Here is a 14,913-nt window from a genome sequence, read left to right on the forward strand (position 1 = left end):
ACTAAGAGGATATCCGACACAAGATTTGCTTTTCAAACGGTCTCCAACTTTCTGGAGACAATCAGGGCGCAGGCCAAATGAATCATCGCCAAGTAATTCTGTGCCTTACAAAAGTAGCGAGTCCGAATCGCTCGAAAGCCTTTGATCCAAGCGAGGGTTCGTTCGACGACCCAACGGCGGGCCGGATAGGTTTTTTCCCCGGCCGCGATTTTTTCCTCACCGAGGCGGCGAATGTGGGGAATATAGGCGTGCTCTTTCACCTCTCGCTCGACCCGGGGGTAGTCGTACCCCTTGTCCAAGCACAGGTGCTGCGGAGGATCGGGCGTCGGGTCGGGCCGCGCGAGGACAGCCGTTGCCAAGGTCGGGGAGATCAACCGGCTATCATGAACGTTGGCACCGGTCAGGGTGACCCCCAGCGGTATGCCCTGTTGATCGACATGCAAATGGGTCTTGCTTCCACTCCGTCCCCGATCCGTCGGGTTGCGCCCCAAGGCCTCGTCTTCGAGGCAGACGGGTTGACCCCGCACGGGAGCTTGCATTAACGCCCCGTCCATGGCCTGCCATTCCCATTCAATCCCGTTCAACTCTTGATAGCCTTCAACGGACAAACGGAACATTTTGGCAAACACCCCGGCATGCACCCACCTCTGGAAGTGCTCGTGAACCGCGCTTTTGGAACCATAACATGCGGGTAGATAGCCCCACTGACAGCCCGTCTTGAGGAGGTGGAAAATACCGTTCAAGATGCGCCGGAACGCCAAGGGCGGGCTGCCCCCCGGCTTTTTCCGCTTGAAAGGTTCCAGCAAGAGTTCCACTCGGTTCCAAAAATTATCGGAAATTTCGGGGTAGGCCATAACGTCTTCTCCAGAATGATTGCCTTGCCTACAGCCTACCACCTTGTTGAGGTTAAGCACCTTTTGTGCCGGATGTCCTCTTAGGTGTAGTGCCCCAAAAAAGACTTCCGCTGGTTAAGAGAGTATAGCGACCTCCTGGGCCAAGACGGCGGCGGGGGTGCGATACGCTAAATGACTGTGTAATCGCTGCTCGTTATACCAACGCTGGAAGGCGGGTAATAAGGCTTGTAAATCTGCCAAGGTATTGACCTCGTGGCGAAAGATAAACTCGTGCTTGAAGGTGCGGTTCAAGCGCTCCAGGCTACCCATGCCACCGACTTGGGCGACGCGACAGCGGACCCATCGGCCGATGTTTTGACAGACGTGCTGAAAATGGCCAGAGGTAAAATCCGAACCGGCGTCGCTTTGGATGAGGCGGGGGCCAGCCAGTCCGAGGACTGTCAATCGCTGATGCCCCTCCAACAAGGTCGCAGCGGCGCGTTCCTGACTCAACGCAGGGGCCGCACTGGCCGCCACACAGTGACGGGTTTTAACATCCTCGACCCGATACACCCAAGCGACGCCATCGTCCAAGCGAAACCGGGTGGCGTCGATCTGAAGCCGTCGTCCTTCGGGCCAATCACGCTCGGCGGTCACCGTCCTTGAGCGCCCTAGGGTGACGGCACTGGGAGCAGGTCATCCCCATCTTCGACTACCCGACGACATCCGCCGCGCGATCTACACCACCAACGCCATTGAGTCCCTCAACAGCGTTATCCGCAAGGCCATTAACAACCGACGAATTTTCCCCAGTGATCGTTCCGCCTTCAAGGTGATCGACTTGGCTATTGAACAAGCTGCCAAAAAATCGACGATGCCCACAAAGACTGGAAACAAGCCCTCAATCGCTTCGCCATCCAGTTCGAGGGCCGCTTGCCGCTCTCACTCCACTAACCAAAACCGCATTTACACAAAAAAATTGATAGACTCCCATCAAAACCACCGTCAGCACCCGCCGCACCCCCTCCCCGCTGGATCGGGTTCACCGCCAGTTTACGGCCACTCGTCCCAATGCGCTGTGGGTCGCTGATTTCACGTCTGTCTTAACCGGACAAGGGTTTGCCTACGTCGCCTTCATCATCGACGTTTTCGCACGCTACATTGTCGGCTGAACGGACTGTACAAGACGGAGGTTATCCACCGACAATCTTGGAAGAATCTGGAGGCAGTGGAATAGGCCACCCTGGCTTGGGTTCACTGGTTCAATCATCGTCGGCTGCTGGAGCCGATTGGCTACCGGCCACCCGCCGAGGCAGAAGCCGTTTACTATCGACATCTCAACGAGTCCGCTATGACCGCGTGACTCACAATAATCAGCCTTCGAGATTCCCGGGGCGATTCAAACTTTAGCCGATCAACTGATCGACAACATCGAACTGTTCGTCATCGGTACGCCGATGAACCAGCTTTAGAGAGCGTGCTAGCGCGCCGCCGACCGCCGGTAGGCAGGCGCGTAGCGGGCCGCGACTAAGATCGATTCAATCATACTGATGGCGCTGGCCTTGCTCTGCCAGGCGATGTCGAAGGCGGTGCCGTGATCGACGCTGGTGCGCAAGAACGGCAAGCCCAGGGTGAGCGAGATCGTGCGCTCGAAATCCAGGGTTTTGGTGGCAATGTGGCCCTGGTCGTGATACAGCGACAGCACGGCAGCGTAACGGCCGATCTTGGCCTGATGGAACACTGAATCCGCGCCGATGGGGCCGACCACCCGGAAGCCGCGTTTTCGGGCTTCGAGAACAGCGGGTTCCACCTCTCGGACTTCCTCATCGCCAAACAAGCCGTGTTCGCCGCTGTGAGGGTTCAAACCGGCGACTGCCAGCTCGCCGCCGCCAAGCCCAAGCTGCTCCATTGCCTGGTGGCAGCGTTCGATATAATCGAGCAACCGTGCCTTGGTGACTAGATTGCAGGATTGCCGCAGAGACACATGACGGCTTAAGAAAAATACCCGCAAGCCCAGCGTTTCGAACATGGTTAACGGATCGTGCGTACCGGTCAGCGCGGCCAGCATTTCGGTATGACCGATATGCGGCACATTCGCCGCTTGAATTGCTTCCTTGTTGATCGGTGCGGTGTTGATGACGTCGACTTCGCCGCGCAAGGCCGCTTGCACCATCGCTTCGATGTATTCCCAGGCCGCTTTGCCGCACAACGCCTGTACCTTGCCCGGCTCGAAGGTGGTGGGATCGGCATTGGCTAAATCAATCACTTCAATGGAACGCGGCGCGAACAGCGCTTCAGCGGGCTTGCGGATGGCGCGAACCGTCCAATCCAGTTTCGCTTCCCACGCTGCTTTTTCGATGACGCGCGCATCACCATACACGATGCAACGGGCGACTTGATTGACCGATTCGTCAGCGACGGTGCGAACCAGAATTTCCGGGCCGATCCCGGCAGGATCGCCCAGACTGATGGCGATAAGGGGTTTATGAGCCATGAATAAGGAGCGGCGGGCACCTTGCTAGCGCGGCTGGCCTGAGCGTTGCTCTTCGTCCGGCAAGGTGATGTTAAGTTCTAGAATCTCATAGCCCCCTTCACGATCCAGATGGACCTTGACCTGGCTCTGATCAATGGGCACGTACTTGCGAACCACTTCCAGCAATTCTTTCTTCAGGGCCGGTAAATAATCAGGGCTGCTGCGACGCCCACCGCGCTCGTGCGCCACGATAATTTGCAGCCTCTCCTTGGCCAGCGCGGCTGATTTGCTCGGCGGTGCGCGAAAATAATCGAACAGGCCCATCGCTTAACTCCCGCCAAACAGACGCTGCAAAAATCCCTTTTTCTGGCCTTCCATAAACCGATGTGGCAAATCCTTTCCCAGAAAACGGTCAACTAAATCGCCATAAGCAGCACCGGCATCGCTACCTCCTTCCAAGATGACCGGAACACCGGCATTGGACGATTGCAGCACGGCCGGTGATTCGGGAATCACGCCGAGCAGTGGAATGCCGAGAATTTCCAGCACATCCTGCACCGTGAGCATGTCGCCACGATTGGCGCGCTCCGGTGCGTAACGAGTCAGCACCAAATGTTCCTTGACGGGGCTTTCGCCCTGCTCGGCGCGGCGCGACCGGCTGGCGAGAATACCGAGAATCCGGTCGGAATCCCGTACCGAGGACACTTCTGGATTGGTGACTACCAAAGCTTCGTCAGCAAAATAGAGCGCCATCAAGGCCCCCCGCTCAATACCGGCCGGCGAATCGCACACCACGTACTCAAAGGTTTGCTTTAATTCGTTCAGCACTCTTTCCACCCCTTCCTTGGTGAGGGCTTCCTTATCGCGGGTTTGCGAGGCCGGCAAGATATAAAGATTTTCGACGCGCTTATCCCGAATCAGCGCTTGATTCAGGTTGGCCTCATTGTTAATGACATTAACAAAGTCATAGACCACCCGCCGTTCGCAGCCCATGATCAAATCAAGGTTGCGTAAGCCCACATCAAAATCAATCACCGCGGTTCGATAGCCGCGTTGGGCTAAGCCGGTGGCGAAACTGGCGCTGGTCGTGGTTTTGCCCACGCCTCCCTTGCCGGAGGTCACGACGATGACGGTTGCCAAGCTGCTATCCCATCCAGTTAAGTTAACAGAGCCTTGGTTTGGGCTTACATCCTACAAAAAGACGTAGACTTTTTGCTACCCATCCCTAAAACGCGCTCATATATATAACGATTCTAAGCAAAAATCCCACTAAAATTGATCCGGCAGACTCACCGGCCGGGCGACGGATGCGGATCATCGTATGAGATGTTCGATAATCAGCCGCTCTTGGTTCAAATGAATTTGTACCGCTTTGGCCCGGTCAGCCGACTCAATCTGCTCGGAAATCTGATAGTGTCCGGCAATTGAAATCAGTTCGGCTTCGAGGCTATGGCAAAAAATCCACGCTTCGGTATCCCCCTTGACCCCCGCCAGAGCACGACCGCGCAAGGCTCCATAAACATGAATATTGCCTGCTGCGGCCACATCAGCACCTGCGCTAACCGAGCCTAAAATGATCAGATCACCATCCGCTGCATAAGCCTCCTGGCCGGATCGGATCGGATGATTGATCACAAGGTTTCGGTTTGGGGTCGGTTCTACCCGTTCCGGCTTTTTAGATACCCCACCGGCTCGGCTTTCCGGCAACACCGGCACTCCGGCCAGCCGAGCCGCCGCCTGCACTTTTTGGGCACCGTTCCGCACACCCACCGGGATCATGCCATAGCCCCGCAACAGTTCGTAGAAGCCCTTGAAATCAAGCGTATCTTTGGCCTCTGTCATGTTTTCCAGATCAATTACGACCGGTGTATTACTGAAAAAGCTGGGGGCTTGCTTGATTTTTTCCGCCAGGTGCCGTTCGATGGCCGTTCGATCTAATTGAAAAAGATGCAAAACGGTCAAAGTAAATAAGCTGCCTTTAAGCTCGAAAGGCGGCAGCTCTTCCTTTGGAGCATGAGGAGATCGCAGCAGCATAGCGGCCTGGAATACCTCCGGCTGGCTAAATGGTGGGATTATTCTACACGGCAATCCGTGTTGAGGAACATGCTTAGGGTGGTGAGGGTTTTAGGCAACCGTCAATGATCGTGGCCATGGGCGTGAACGTGACCGTGGGACAATTCCTGCGCCGTTGCATCCCGCACCTCAAGTAGTTCGACATCGAAGTTGAGATTTTTCCCAGCCATTGGATGGTTGGCGTCTAACACGACCTTCTTCTGATCGACCGCCACCACTGTGAAGGTATGCAGGCCACCCTCACCTTCACCTTGAACCTGCATTCCAACCTGAATATCCTCGCTCGGCGGAAATTGCTCGCGCGACACTTCTAAAACCGCTTGCGGGTTATGCTCCCCATAACCATCAGCAGGTAATACCTTGACGGTCGAGACAAAATTGGCCTCCTTTCCCTCCAAGGCCGCCTCCAGACCGCGAATGATATTGTCGTAACCGTGCAGGTAAGTAAACGGCCCGCCCTGCCGACTGGAATCGAGCAGTGCGCCGTTGTCGTCGGTGAGCGTGTAGTGGAGTGACACGACCTTGCCGCGAGTGGCTTTCATGGCAATACCTATCGTTGAAATCAGGATTTTACTATAGACCATCGTGCGTGCGTTCGCCGCAAAAACCACATGGCCAAATTTAGCGACCCACGCCAGCGATGTTGGCGCCTGCGTTTCGGCGGCCAACCGGCTATGCTTAACGCATTGAACCTTTCACCCACACCGCACCTGACCCGTGGGAGATCGCCATTATGCCCATTTTATCGCGCCTTCAGCGCACATTCGGTTTGGCCATTGGATTAGCCGGATCGTTATGGTTGACCGGTTGCGCTACGTCTTCTTCACATCTGACCAGCGATCAATCCGGAGCACGCCAGCGCGTTCTGGCAGTCGCCGAACGCCTCATCGGCACGCCTTATCGATTGGGTGGAGAATCTCCCGGCGGTATGGATTGCAGTGGCCTGGTGCAATACACCTACCGGCAGGCCGGCATCCGGCTACCGCGCACCACAGGCGAGCAGCTCAGGGCCGGGCAGGCTCGGCGCCAGGTTTTACCGGGGGATTTGCTGTTTTTTCACGGTGGCAACGGTACTGTTTCGCACGTCGGGATTTACGCTGGCAGGGGAGAAATGATCCACGCCTCTTCCGGTGCCGGCCGTGTCCTGAAAACCCGTTTGAATCAGCGCTATTGGCAACGCCATCTGCTGGGCGGTGCTACTTTTCTCGAAAGACCCAGCGCACCGATGGCAGGCTCTCGGTTTAACAGCGATGGGTTTTCCGGCTAGCAGAATTCGGCCAGCCGCACGCCAGCGCCGAAAATCGCCAAACTGCCCGGCGACATAACGGTCCATGATTCGTTGTCGGTCAGTGGCCGGGTTGCGATCACCGTCACGATATCGTCCGGCGTAGTTTCCGCACGAAAATCGACCGTCAGCTCGGCATCCATCAAGCGCGCTTCACCAAAGGGCGCCTGGCGCGTCAGCCAAGATAATTGCGTGCTGCAATGAGCATAAAGATAGGTCGAATCACTCAGCAGAAAATTGCAGATTCCAAGCCGGTTCAACTCGATAGCCAGTGCCCAGACCCAACTCCACAACCCACCGGCCTGGCGCGGCCGTTTGGGAAATCGATGGCGGATACGGTCCAATAGCCAGCAGAACGCATGTTCACTATCGGTGGTGCCGATTGGACGATAATGGCCCAAAGGCAACTGTTTGACGCCACGAAGTTGGCCATTGTGCGCGAAGACCCAGTTCCGTCCCCAGAGTTCACGGCTAAACGGATGGGTGTTCTCCAGGCAAACACGACCTCGGTTGGCGCGGCGAATATGGCTGATGACCAGGGGGCTTTTGATGGCATAGCGCTGCACCAACAGCGCGATTTCCGATTGGGCGCTAGGATTGGGATCATGGAAGGTTCGACAGCCACGCCCTTCGTAAAAGGCGATCCCCCAACCGTCCCGGTGAGGTCCGGTGTTGCCGCCGCGCTGCATTAGCCCAGTGAAGCTGAAGCAAATATCGGTGGGGACATTGGCGCTCATCCCCAACAGTTCGCACATCCGCACTGATCTCCAGGCGTTTTAGCCCCAGCGGGGTCCGGGCGCCATGTCGAAACCGAAGCTCGGCAAACCCCGCTCGCGGCGCAGATAATCCAGAAACGGGTTGCTGCGCAATTCTTCTTCAAGGGTGGTAACCGGGCCATGCCCGCTGCACACCAGCAGATGCCCCGGCAATTCCAGTAACCGCCGCAAGCTTTGTGTCATCAACGCCGGATCACTCAGCGGAAAATCGGTGCGTCCGATACTACCGGCGAACAGAGTGTCGCCCGAAAAAATGTACTTATCATCATAAAAACAACCCTGGCCTGGCGTATGACCAGGCGTCGATAGGAAGCGAAAGGTCTGCTCGCCTAGCTCAATCGTATCCCCATCTTCGACATAGCGATCAACCCGCCCACACGGCCGGTCGAATTGGGGCATACCAAATAGCAGCGAACCCTGTTTCGGCAACATCTCGAAAAGTTCTCGCTCCAGCGTCGGCAGGTAGGTGGTCGCTTCAGGAAATTGCTGCTGGACGTCAGCCAAACCACCAGCATGATCGAAATGCGCGTGGGTCAATAAAATCGCCCGTACATCGGGCCGGGGTTGCATCGTAGCGAGCGTATCAGCCAATTCCGCACCTTCGCCGGTATCCACCACGGCACAAATGCCAGTGGCCGGGTCTTCCAAAAGATAGGCATTGACTTGAAACGAGCCTAAGGTAATGCAGCGCACGTTGATCATGGCGATCCGATGATATGGTCTTCCAGCCGCCGCGCCCGCCGTTCGGGCACGGCCCAGCCACACACGCTCATGCCTGCCTCGCGCGCCGATCCGGCGACACCAGAACGCAGCGGGTGCCAACTCGGCAGTGGCTTGTTTTCCGCACACAGCCGGTAAGCGCAGGTCGGTGGTAACCAGGTCAATTCGCGGACGAGACTGGGTGTCAGTTGTATGCAGTCGGGCACCCAGCGCAAGCGTTCCCCATAACGGGAACAGCGGCCGGTATCGAGATTTAAGAGCTTACAAGCGACATTGGTCTGGAATAGCTTGCCGGTCTCCTCATCCTCCAGCTTGTGCAGGCAGCACTTGCCGCAACCATCACACAGCGCTTCCCACTCGGCCAAAGTCAGTTGTGCGAGCGCTTTGGTTTCCCAAAAGTCGGCCGCACGTTCCACAGCGGAGGCAGGTGGCTCCAGAACCACGGGTGACATCCCAGTGATCCGGTGACTTAAGAGGAAATATATTCCCGCAGCACCTTGGCCTCGAAGGCAATTTCTTCCAATTGCGCCTTGACCAAATCACCCAGCGATATCACGCCAACCATGCGCGTTTCCTCGATCACTGGCAGATGCCGGAAACGCTTGACGGTCATGATGGCCAGTATTTCGCTGACCGAATCGTCTGGCTGGCCCGTCGTCATATCGGTCGTCATCCAATCCTTGACCAGCATGGTTTCGAAGTCGCCTTCGCCCTGGGCATATAACCGCACCACATCGCGTTCGGTCAGAATACCGATAGGTTCACCGTCGGGACCTTGCACCATCACGGAGCCGACCCGATGCTCATTCATGGTCCGAATCGCCGAACCCACCGTGCTGGCTTCCGGCACGGTCACCGGTTGGCCACCTTTGTTCTTCAAAATTTCTTTCAATTGCAGCATGGAAAAATCCCCCTTGGGGTGAAAAATCGGCGGATGATAAAGCAATTATTTACCAAATAGGTCAGCTTTCGCTACAGGCAAGACGAGAGCAGCGGCCTGGAACCAGTTAATTTTCCTGATGTGAGGGACGGATCAATCTGCGATTGGCGGGACAACAACGCAACGCCAAGCGTTACAAGCTACGGATCACTCGACAGGGGTTACCGGCTGCAACCACTCGCTCCGGCACGTTTTTAGTGACCACGCTACCGGCACCAATCACCGTATCGGCACCGATCTCGACACCGGGACAGATCATTGAGCCACCGCCGACCCAGACGTTTTCGCCGATACGAATCGGTGCTGCCATCTCCAAACCACTGCGACGCTGGATCGGATCAATGGGGTGGTAAGCCGTATAAATTTGCACGTTGGGGCCGAATTTACACTGTCCGCCGATCTCGACCCAGTTGCAATCCAGGATCACACAGCCGAAATTGCAATACACACCCGGTCCCAGCCGGATATGACGCCCATAATCGCAGAAGAAAGGGGGTTCGATCCAGACATCCGGCCCCAAATCGCCGATCAGATCCAGTAGCAGCGCCCGCCGCTCGGCGAGCGCCAGTGCGGATGAGGCGTTGAAACGCGCCAGCAGCGCCCGCGCCCGCGCTCTGGCCTGGACCAGTTCCGGGTCAGAACCCCGATAAGGCTGGTCAGTCAGCATCTTTTCGCGTTCGGATTGGCCCATCACACGACCTCTTAGCGGAAACAAGGCCCCGGTTCGATTGAATGCACAACGATTACCAGCCCGCTGAAAAACCGTGTCGGCGCGTTCACGTCGGCAACACACGCGCGATGACCACCTTAAGGTAGTCGGTTTCGGGAATCGCCGGAGGAACCGGATGGTCCGGCCCTTGCCGACCGTGTTCCAAAATCACCAGGTTACGGTCTAGGTGGCGAGAGCCTTGCAGCAGTGTTTGCACCAGCAGATCGCGGGAGAGCAACTGCGAGCACGAGCAGGAGATCAGCAAGCCGTCGCGTTCGAGAACCTGCATCGCCATTTCATTGAGTCGCCGATAAGCCAGCGCGCCTTCCTTGAAATCCTTCCGGCGTTTGATGAAAGCTGGCGGATCGACGATCACCACATCGAAGTGCTCGCGGGCTTCACGCAACTCTTTCAGCAACTGGAACGCATCGCCGTGTAGGGTTCGTACCCGGTCATCGACACCGTTTAACGTGGCGTTGGCAGCCAACAAGGCCAGCGCCGGGGCGGAGGAATCCAAACATAGCACCTCCTTGGCCCCGCGCATCGCCGCGCGCACTCCCCAGGCGCCCACGTAGCTAAACACATCCAGCACCCGCCGACCGGCGACATAGGCATCCAATCGGACCCGATTGCCGCGCTGGTCATAAAACCAACCGGTTTTTTGCCCGGTACGCGGTGATACCTGAAAGCGCAAATCGCCTTCTTCAACAGTCACCGTTTCTGGAACCTCGCCAGCGGCGACAGTGACATAGCGCTCCAACCCCTCCATTTCCCGCGCCGGGCTGTCATTGCGCCAGAGAACGGCAGCGGGCTTGAGCACTTTTTGCAAAGCGGCGAGGATCGCGTCCTGCACCCGGTCCATCCCGGCCGTGGTGATCTGCGTTACGCACAAATCCCCGTAGCGGTCGATGATCAAGCCCGGTAGCCCATCGCCTTCGCCATAGACCAGTCGATAGAATGGCCGGCTGTAGAGGCGCTCCCGCAGACTGAGCGCGATGTTGAGGCGGTGGACTAGCAAAGAAGAACTGAGCGAGTGATCGGGATCGCGGCTGACCAGACGGGCACAGAGCAAAGCATGAGGGTTGATGTAGCCCGTGCCGAGCACTTTCCCATTGCTGGCTTGAATAGCCACCGGCTCCCCGGCCGCAAAATTGCGCAACGGCGTCGCATCGGTATCGATTTCGTTGCTGTAGACCCAAAGATGACCGGCGCGAAGACGGCGGTCTTCATCCTTGCGCAAGCGTAATGGGGCGAACTGGCCAGAGGCATCGGCAGATGAGGGCATGAGCGGGCAGAGGGACCATAGCAGACAGAACCCACAGTATAGGCAAACCCTCAAACCGGCATCAAAAAAGTTGTGCGCAGCACCCCTACCCGGTAAGAGTTCGCGCGGCGGGCCGGTCAACATCACCGGTCTATCAGCGGGCGTTTATGGTCCGATCTTGTCCAATAAGTGCTCTACCTCCAGCGATCTAGCCTCGGCATCGGATAGCTCCTTGATAAAGCGCAGCTTGTCCTTGCCGTCCAGTTTGTAGACCTGATGTTGTTGCTGGATCAATTTTACCAGTCGCACCGGGTCCACCTTCGGCTGTGGCCCGAACACAATCCGCCCGCCTTTGGGGCCGGCTTCGATTTTTTTGATGCCAACCGGCGTGGCGCGCAGCTTCAAGCCAGTGACCCGAAATAGGTTTTTGACTGGCTCCGGCAGCAGCCCGAAACGGTCGATCATTTCCACCTGCAATTCGCGCAATTCACCCTCATCGCGGGCACTGGCGATCCGCTTGTATAAAATCAGGCGGCTGTGAATATCGGGTAAATAATCGTCGGGAATCAGCGCCGGGCTTTGCAGGTCGATTTCCGGGCCGTGATCCAGCGGCCGATCCAGTTCCGGCACCCGCCCGGCCTTGAGCGCTTGCACTGCGCGTTCCAATAAATCCATGTACAGACTAAAGCCGACTTCGTGAATCTGGCCACTTTGCTGCTCGCCCAGCAACTCGCCGGCACCACGGATTTCCAGATCATGATTGGCCAGCATGAAACCCGCACCCAGATCCTCCAATGACTCGATGGCCTCAATCCGCTTGATCGCGTCCGCCGTCATGATCGAACGCGGCGGCACGATCAAGTAAGCGTAGGCACGATGGTGTGAGCGCCCGACCCGACCGCGCAACTGGTGCAACTGCGCCAGCCCCAGCTTGTCGGCGCGATTGATGAGAATGGTGTTGGCGCTGGGTACGTCGATGCCCGATTCGATGATGGTGGTACACAGCAGCAGATTGCAGCGGCGATGATAAAAATCCAGCATCACCTGCTCCAGGTCTCGCTCACGCATCTGGCCGTGCGCGACGGCAATCCGCGCTCCCGGCGCAAGCTCGGCCAGTTGCACCGCCATCCGCTGGATGGTGTCCACCTCATTGTGCAGGAAATAAATCTGGCCACCGCGCTTCAATTCCCGTTGGCAGGCTTCCCGAATCGTCGCCGGATTCCATTGGCTGACGAAGGTTTTGACCGCCAGCCGACCCGCCGGTGGCGTGGCGATGATCGACAGTTCACGCAAACCGGCCATTGCCATGTTCAGGGTGCGCGGGATCGGCGTCGCCGTCAAAGTGAGCACGTCGACTTCGGTGCGCAAGGCTTTCATCCGCTCCTTGTGTTTCACCCCGAAGCGATGCTCCTCGTCGATGATGGTCAGCCCCAGATGCTTGAAGCGGACATCGTTCTGCAACAGCTTGTGGGTGCCGATCAGAATATCGACCTTGCCCTCGGCCAAGGCTTTCAGCGTCTCGGTTTGCTGCTTGGCGGAACGAAAGCGGGAGAGCAGATCGACCCGAATGGGCCAGTCGGCAAAGCGGTCGAGAAAATTTTGATAATGCTGCTGGGCCAGCAAGGTGGTCGGGGTCAGCACCGCCACTTGTCGCCCGTCCTGCGCCGCGACAAAGGCAGCGCGCATTGCCACCTCAGTCTTGCCGAAACCGACATCGCCGCAGACGACGCGATCCATGGGCTTGCCGGCACGCAAATCGGCGATCACTGCGTCAATGGCCATCTGTTGATCGGGAGTTTCCTCGAACGGAAATGCAGCGGCAAACACGGCGTACTCGGTTTCGCTCAAGCTGAAGGCGTGGCCGGGCCGGGCCTCGCGCCGGGCGTAGATGTCCAGCAGTTCCGCCGCCGCGTCGCTGACTTGTTCGGCGGCTTTGCGGCGGACTTTTTCCCATTGCCCACTGCCAAGCTTGTGCAGCGGCGCGCTTTCCGGCGAGGCCCCGGTGTAGCGGCTGAGCAGGTGCAGCGATGCGACCGGGACATAAAGTCGGTCGTGATCGGCGTATTCCACCACCACGAACTCGCCATCGATACCGGCCACTTCCAACCGCTCCAGTCCGGCATAACGGCCGATGCCGTGCTCCTCATGCACTACCGGCGCACCGAGGTTGAGGTCGGTCAGATTGCGGATGATGGCATCGGGATCGCGGTTGGAAACCCGTCGCCGGGTTTGTCGTACCCGTTCGCCGTACAACTGGGCTTCTGCGATGATCGCCAGCGGCGGCTCGGTTAGCAGCAGACCCTGCTCCAGCGGCGCGACCGTTAGCGCCAGACGCAATGGTTCGCGCGCTACAAACTCTGACCAGTTTTCGCAGACCGTCGGCCGCAACCCGTGGCTACGCAAGGTCTCCAACAAAACTTCGCGCCGACCGGCCGATTCAGCGGCGAACAACACCCGCCCTGGAAACTGCGCCAGAAAATCTTCCAGTGCGGCGGCGGGCTTTTCAGCGCGCGGCTGCAAAGGGAACACGGGCGGTGGTGCCGTCGGGAAGTTGATGCCGCCATCCTGGGCTTCCTGCAATTCGACGCGCAGATAACGCGCCAGCGCCCGCTCGACTTGTGCTGATTCGAGAAACAGCAACGAGGGCGATAATAAGGGCCGTTCCGCATCGTAGCGGCGCTGTTCGTAGCGATCCATCAACTGATCCTGAAATGCCGTTATCGCCGTATCGACGCCTTCCAGACGAATTGCCAGCGTCGCTTCCGGCAGATAGTCGAACAGGGTGGCGGTCTGCTCGAAAAACAGCGGCAGATAATATTCGATACCACCCGGCGCGTTGCCGGCACTGACTTCGCGGTAAATCGGGCTGCGTTGCGGATCACCCTCGAACTGGCGTCGCCAGGATTGGCGAAAGCGGGCGATGGTGTCTTGATCTAGCGCAAATTCCCGCGCCGGTAACAGTTCGATCTGTTTGGTTTTTTCCACCGATAACTGGGTATCGGGATCGAAATCGCGGATGCTTTCCACCTCATCATCGAACAATTCGATGCGGTAAGGTCGTTCCGCACCCATCGGAAACAGATCAAGAATCGCGCCCCGCACCGCGAATTCGCCATGCTCGACCACCTGCGACACACAGACATAGCCTGCTGCTTCCAACCGATGGCGGAAATTCTCCAGATTCAGCCGTTCGCCCACCTTCAGCAACAGGGCATAGCGATCCAGATAACCGCGCGGTGAGAGGCGTTGCATCAAGGTCGCTACCGGCACCACCAGCACGCCGCGCCGTCGCTGCGGCAAGCGGTACAGCGCCGCCAAACGCTGCGACACGATGTCTTGGTGCGGTGAAAATACGTCGTAAGGCAAGGTTTCCCAATCCGGGAACGCCAGAATGTCCAGATCGGAACCTCCGAATACCCGCAGTTCCGTTTCCAAACGCAGCGCAGTCTGGCTATCTGGCGCGACCGCCAGCACCAAACCTCGATAACGGTTCGCAGCGGCGGCAATCAGCAGAGCCGGGCTGGCACCGTGCAAGCAACCCCAACGGAGGGTTTGTCGGCTATCGGGCGGCAAAACAGGGTGTAAAAGATTCGGCAGGGTGGTGTTTTCGAGAGAAACGGCCATGGATAGAACAATCAACTCAGTTTACGAGAATGCCGATATTGTCCCATATCGGCTGATGAAACGAGCTGATTTAAAGAAAATTTAATCAATAAGATTTTATTTGATAAGGAATTTATTGTTTTTAGGAGTTACGCAGTTGCCGGTAGCCTGTAAAGTGGATTAGTCAGATAGGTGCGGATGGCGGGGCGGATGATAGCGAGTTTCGCCTCAAACCAG

The 14,913-nt window shown here is 57.5% G+C and carries 15 protein-coding genes and 2 pseudogenes; 3 read left to right on the top strand and 14 right to left on the bottom strand.

Features of this window, described 5'->3' with window-relative positions:
• Window positions 1-32: 32 nt before the first annotated feature.
• A complete protein-coding gene (locus tag BN873_RS11320) occupies window positions 33-854 on the bottom strand; it encodes an IS5 family transposase (protein WP_048673734.1) in 822 nt (273 codons plus the stop codon).
• A 114-nt stretch (window positions 855-968) separates the two neighbouring features.
• Window positions 969-1,490, bottom strand: a complete 522-nt coding sequence (locus BN873_RS11325) for an integrase core domain-containing protein (RefSeq protein WP_053085317.1) — start codon at window positions 1,488-1,490, stop codon at window positions 969-971.
• 26 nt (window positions 1,491-1,516) lie between these two features.
• On the opposite strand from BN873_RS11325, the pseudogene BN873_RS19900 reads away from it, so the two are divergent.
• Window positions 1,517-1,787 (top strand): annotated as a pseudogene (locus tag BN873_RS19900) (transposase); the annotation flags it as partial.
• A gap of 38 nt (window positions 1,788-1,825) precedes the next feature.
• Window positions 1,826-2,196, top strand: a pseudogene (locus BN873_RS19500) (IS3 family transposase); the annotation flags it as partial.
• A gap of 117 nt (window positions 2,197-2,313) precedes the next feature.
• On the opposite strand, the gene pdxA reads toward BN873_RS19500, so the two are convergent.
• The 5 genes from pdxA to BN873_RS11350 form a co-directional block, all read right to left on the bottom strand.
• The gene (gene pdxA, locus BN873_RS11330; RefSeq protein ID WP_048673735.1) at window positions 2,314-3,327 is read right to left on the bottom strand and encodes a 4-hydroxythreonine-4-phosphate dehydrogenase PdxA; all 1,014 of its coding nucleotides are present in this window, start codon (window positions 3,325-3,327) and stop codon (window positions 2,314-2,316) included.
• A 24-nt stretch (window positions 3,328-3,351) separates the two neighbouring features.
• Window positions 3,352-3,630 carry a cell division topological specificity factor MinE gene (minE, locus tag BN873_RS11335; RefSeq protein WP_048673736.1) on the bottom strand — a complete coding sequence of 93 codons (279 nt, stop codon included), beginning with the start codon at window positions 3,628-3,630 and terminating at the stop codon, window positions 3,352-3,354.
• Window positions 3,631-3,633: 3 nt separating this feature from the next.
• A complete protein-coding gene (gene minD / locus BN873_RS11340; protein WP_048673737.1) occupies window positions 3,634-4,446 on the bottom strand; it encodes a septum site-determining protein MinD in 813 nt (270 codons plus the stop codon).
• Window positions 4,447-4,620: 174 nt separating this feature from the next.
• Complete coding sequence (minC, locus tag BN873_RS11345; protein ID WP_048673739.1) at window positions 4,621-5,340, bottom strand: septum site-determining protein MinC; 720 nt, start codon at window positions 5,338-5,340, stop codon at window positions 4,621-4,623.
• 101 nt (window positions 5,341-5,441) lie between these two features.
• Entirely contained in the window at window positions 5,442-5,921 is a 480-nt protein-coding gene (locus tag BN873_RS11350) for an FKBP-type peptidyl-prolyl cis-trans isomerase (protein ID WP_048673748.1), read from the bottom strand.
• Between the two features lie 191 nt (window positions 5,922-6,112).
• Here BN873_RS11350 and BN873_RS18805 point away from each other — a divergent pair, with 191 nt between their 5' ends.
• Window positions 6,113-6,646 carry a C40 family peptidase gene (locus tag BN873_RS18805; RefSeq protein WP_053085319.1) on the top strand — a complete coding sequence of 178 codons (534 nt, stop codon included), beginning with the start codon at window positions 6,113-6,115 and terminating at the stop codon, window positions 6,644-6,646.
• On the opposite strand, the gene BN873_RS11360 is transcribed toward BN873_RS18805, so the two are convergent.
• The 7 genes from BN873_RS11360 to mfd form a co-directional block, all read right to left on the bottom strand.
• Window positions 6,643-7,419, bottom strand: a complete 777-nt coding sequence (locus BN873_RS11360) for a class II glutamine amidotransferase (protein ID WP_048673741.1) — start codon at window positions 7,417-7,419, stop codon at window positions 6,643-6,645. The two genes, BN873_RS18805 and BN873_RS11360, sit on opposite strands and share 4 nt — an antisense overlap.
• Window positions 7,420-7,440: 21 nt before the next feature.
• The gene (locus BN873_RS11365; RefSeq protein ID WP_320411708.1) at window positions 7,441-8,142 is read right to left on the bottom strand and encodes an MBL fold metallo-hydrolase; all 702 of its coding nucleotides are present in this window, start codon (window positions 8,140-8,142) and stop codon (window positions 7,441-7,443) included.
• Entirely contained in the window at window positions 8,139-8,612 is a 474-nt protein-coding gene (locus BN873_RS11370; RefSeq protein WP_171820457.1) for a YcgN family cysteine cluster protein, read from the bottom strand. Before BN873_RS11370 ends, BN873_RS11365 begins: the two co-directional genes overlap by 4 nt.
• Window positions 8,613-8,629: 17 nt before the next feature.
• On the bottom strand, window positions 8,630-9,061 hold the full coding sequence (locus BN873_RS11375; protein ID WP_048673743.1) for a CBS domain-containing protein: 432 nt from the start codon (window positions 9,059-9,061) through the stop codon (window positions 8,630-8,632).
• Between the two features lie 172 nt (window positions 9,062-9,233).
• Entirely contained in the window at window positions 9,234-9,791 is a 558-nt protein-coding gene (locus BN873_RS11380; RefSeq protein ID WP_048673745.1) for a sugar O-acetyltransferase, read from the bottom strand.
• 85 nt (window positions 9,792-9,876) lie between these two features.
• A complete protein-coding gene (locus BN873_RS11385) occupies window positions 9,877-11,094 on the bottom strand; it encodes a class I SAM-dependent rRNA methyltransferase (RefSeq protein WP_048673746.1) in 1,218 nt (405 codons plus the stop codon).
• A 144-nt stretch (window positions 11,095-11,238) separates the two neighbouring features.
• Window positions 11,239-14,697, bottom strand: coding sequence for a transcription-repair coupling factor (gene mfd / locus BN873_RS11390; protein WP_053085321.1), 3,459 nt, complete (start codon window positions 14,695-14,697; stop codon window positions 11,239-11,241).
• Window positions 14,698-14,913 lie beyond the last annotated feature (216 nt).

The sequence above is a fragment of the Candidatus Competibacter denitrificans Run_A_D11 genome (assembly GCF_001051235.1).
In the GTDB taxonomy this organism is placed as follows: domain Bacteria; phylum Pseudomonadota; class Gammaproteobacteria; order Competibacterales; family Competibacteraceae; genus Competibacter_A; species Competibacter_A denitrificans.

Bases quoted from the DNA above. Each gene is read 5' to 3' on its own strand.
- BN873_RS18805 (WP_053085319.1), top strand. From the start codon at position 6,113: ATGCCCATTTTATCGCGCCTTCAGCGCACATTCGGTTTGGCCATTGGA.
- BN873_RS11370 (WP_171820457.1), bottom strand. From the start codon at position 8,612: ATGTCACCCGTGGTTCTGGAGCCACCTGCCTCCGCTGTGGAACGTGCG.
- BN873_RS11350 (WP_048673748.1), bottom strand. From the start codon at position 5,921: ATGAAAGCCACTCGCGGCAAGGTCGTGTCACTCCACTACACGCTCACC.
- BN873_RS11360 (WP_048673741.1), bottom strand. From the start codon at position 7,419: ATGTGCGAACTGTTGGGGATGAGCGCCAATGTCCCCACCGATATTTGC.
- BN873_RS11385 (WP_048673746.1), bottom strand. From the start codon at position 11,094: ATGCCCTCATCTGCCGATGCCTCTGGCCAGTTCGCCCCATTACGCTTG.
- BN873_RS11320 (WP_048673734.1), bottom strand. From the start codon at position 854: ATGGCCTACCCCGAAATTTCCGATAATTTTTGGAACCGAGTGGAACTC.
- BN873_RS11365 (WP_320411708.1), bottom strand. From the start codon at position 8,142: ATGATCAACGTGCGCTGCATTACCTTAGGCTCGTTTCAAGTCAATGCC.
- minC (WP_048673739.1), bottom strand. From the start codon at position 5,340: ATGCTGCTGCGATCTCCTCATGCTCCAAAGGAAGAGCTGCCGCCTTTC.
- BN873_RS11375 (WP_048673743.1), bottom strand. From the start codon at position 9,061: ATGCTGCAATTGAAAGAAATTTTGAAGAACAAAGGTGGCCAACCGGTG.
- BN873_RS11380 (WP_048673745.1), bottom strand. From the start codon at position 9,791: ATGGGCCAATCCGAACGCGAAAAGATGCTGACTGACCAGCCTTATCGG.
- pdxA (WP_048673735.1), bottom strand. From the start codon at position 3,327: ATGGCTCATAAACCCCTTATCGCCATCAGTCTGGGCGATCCTGCCGGG.
- minE (WP_048673736.1), bottom strand. From the start codon at position 3,630: ATGGGCCTGTTCGATTATTTTCGCGCACCGCCGAGCAAATCAGCCGCG.
- mfd (WP_053085321.1), bottom strand. From the start codon at position 14,697: ATGGCCGTTTCTCTCGAAAACACCACCCTGCCGAATCTTTTACACCCT.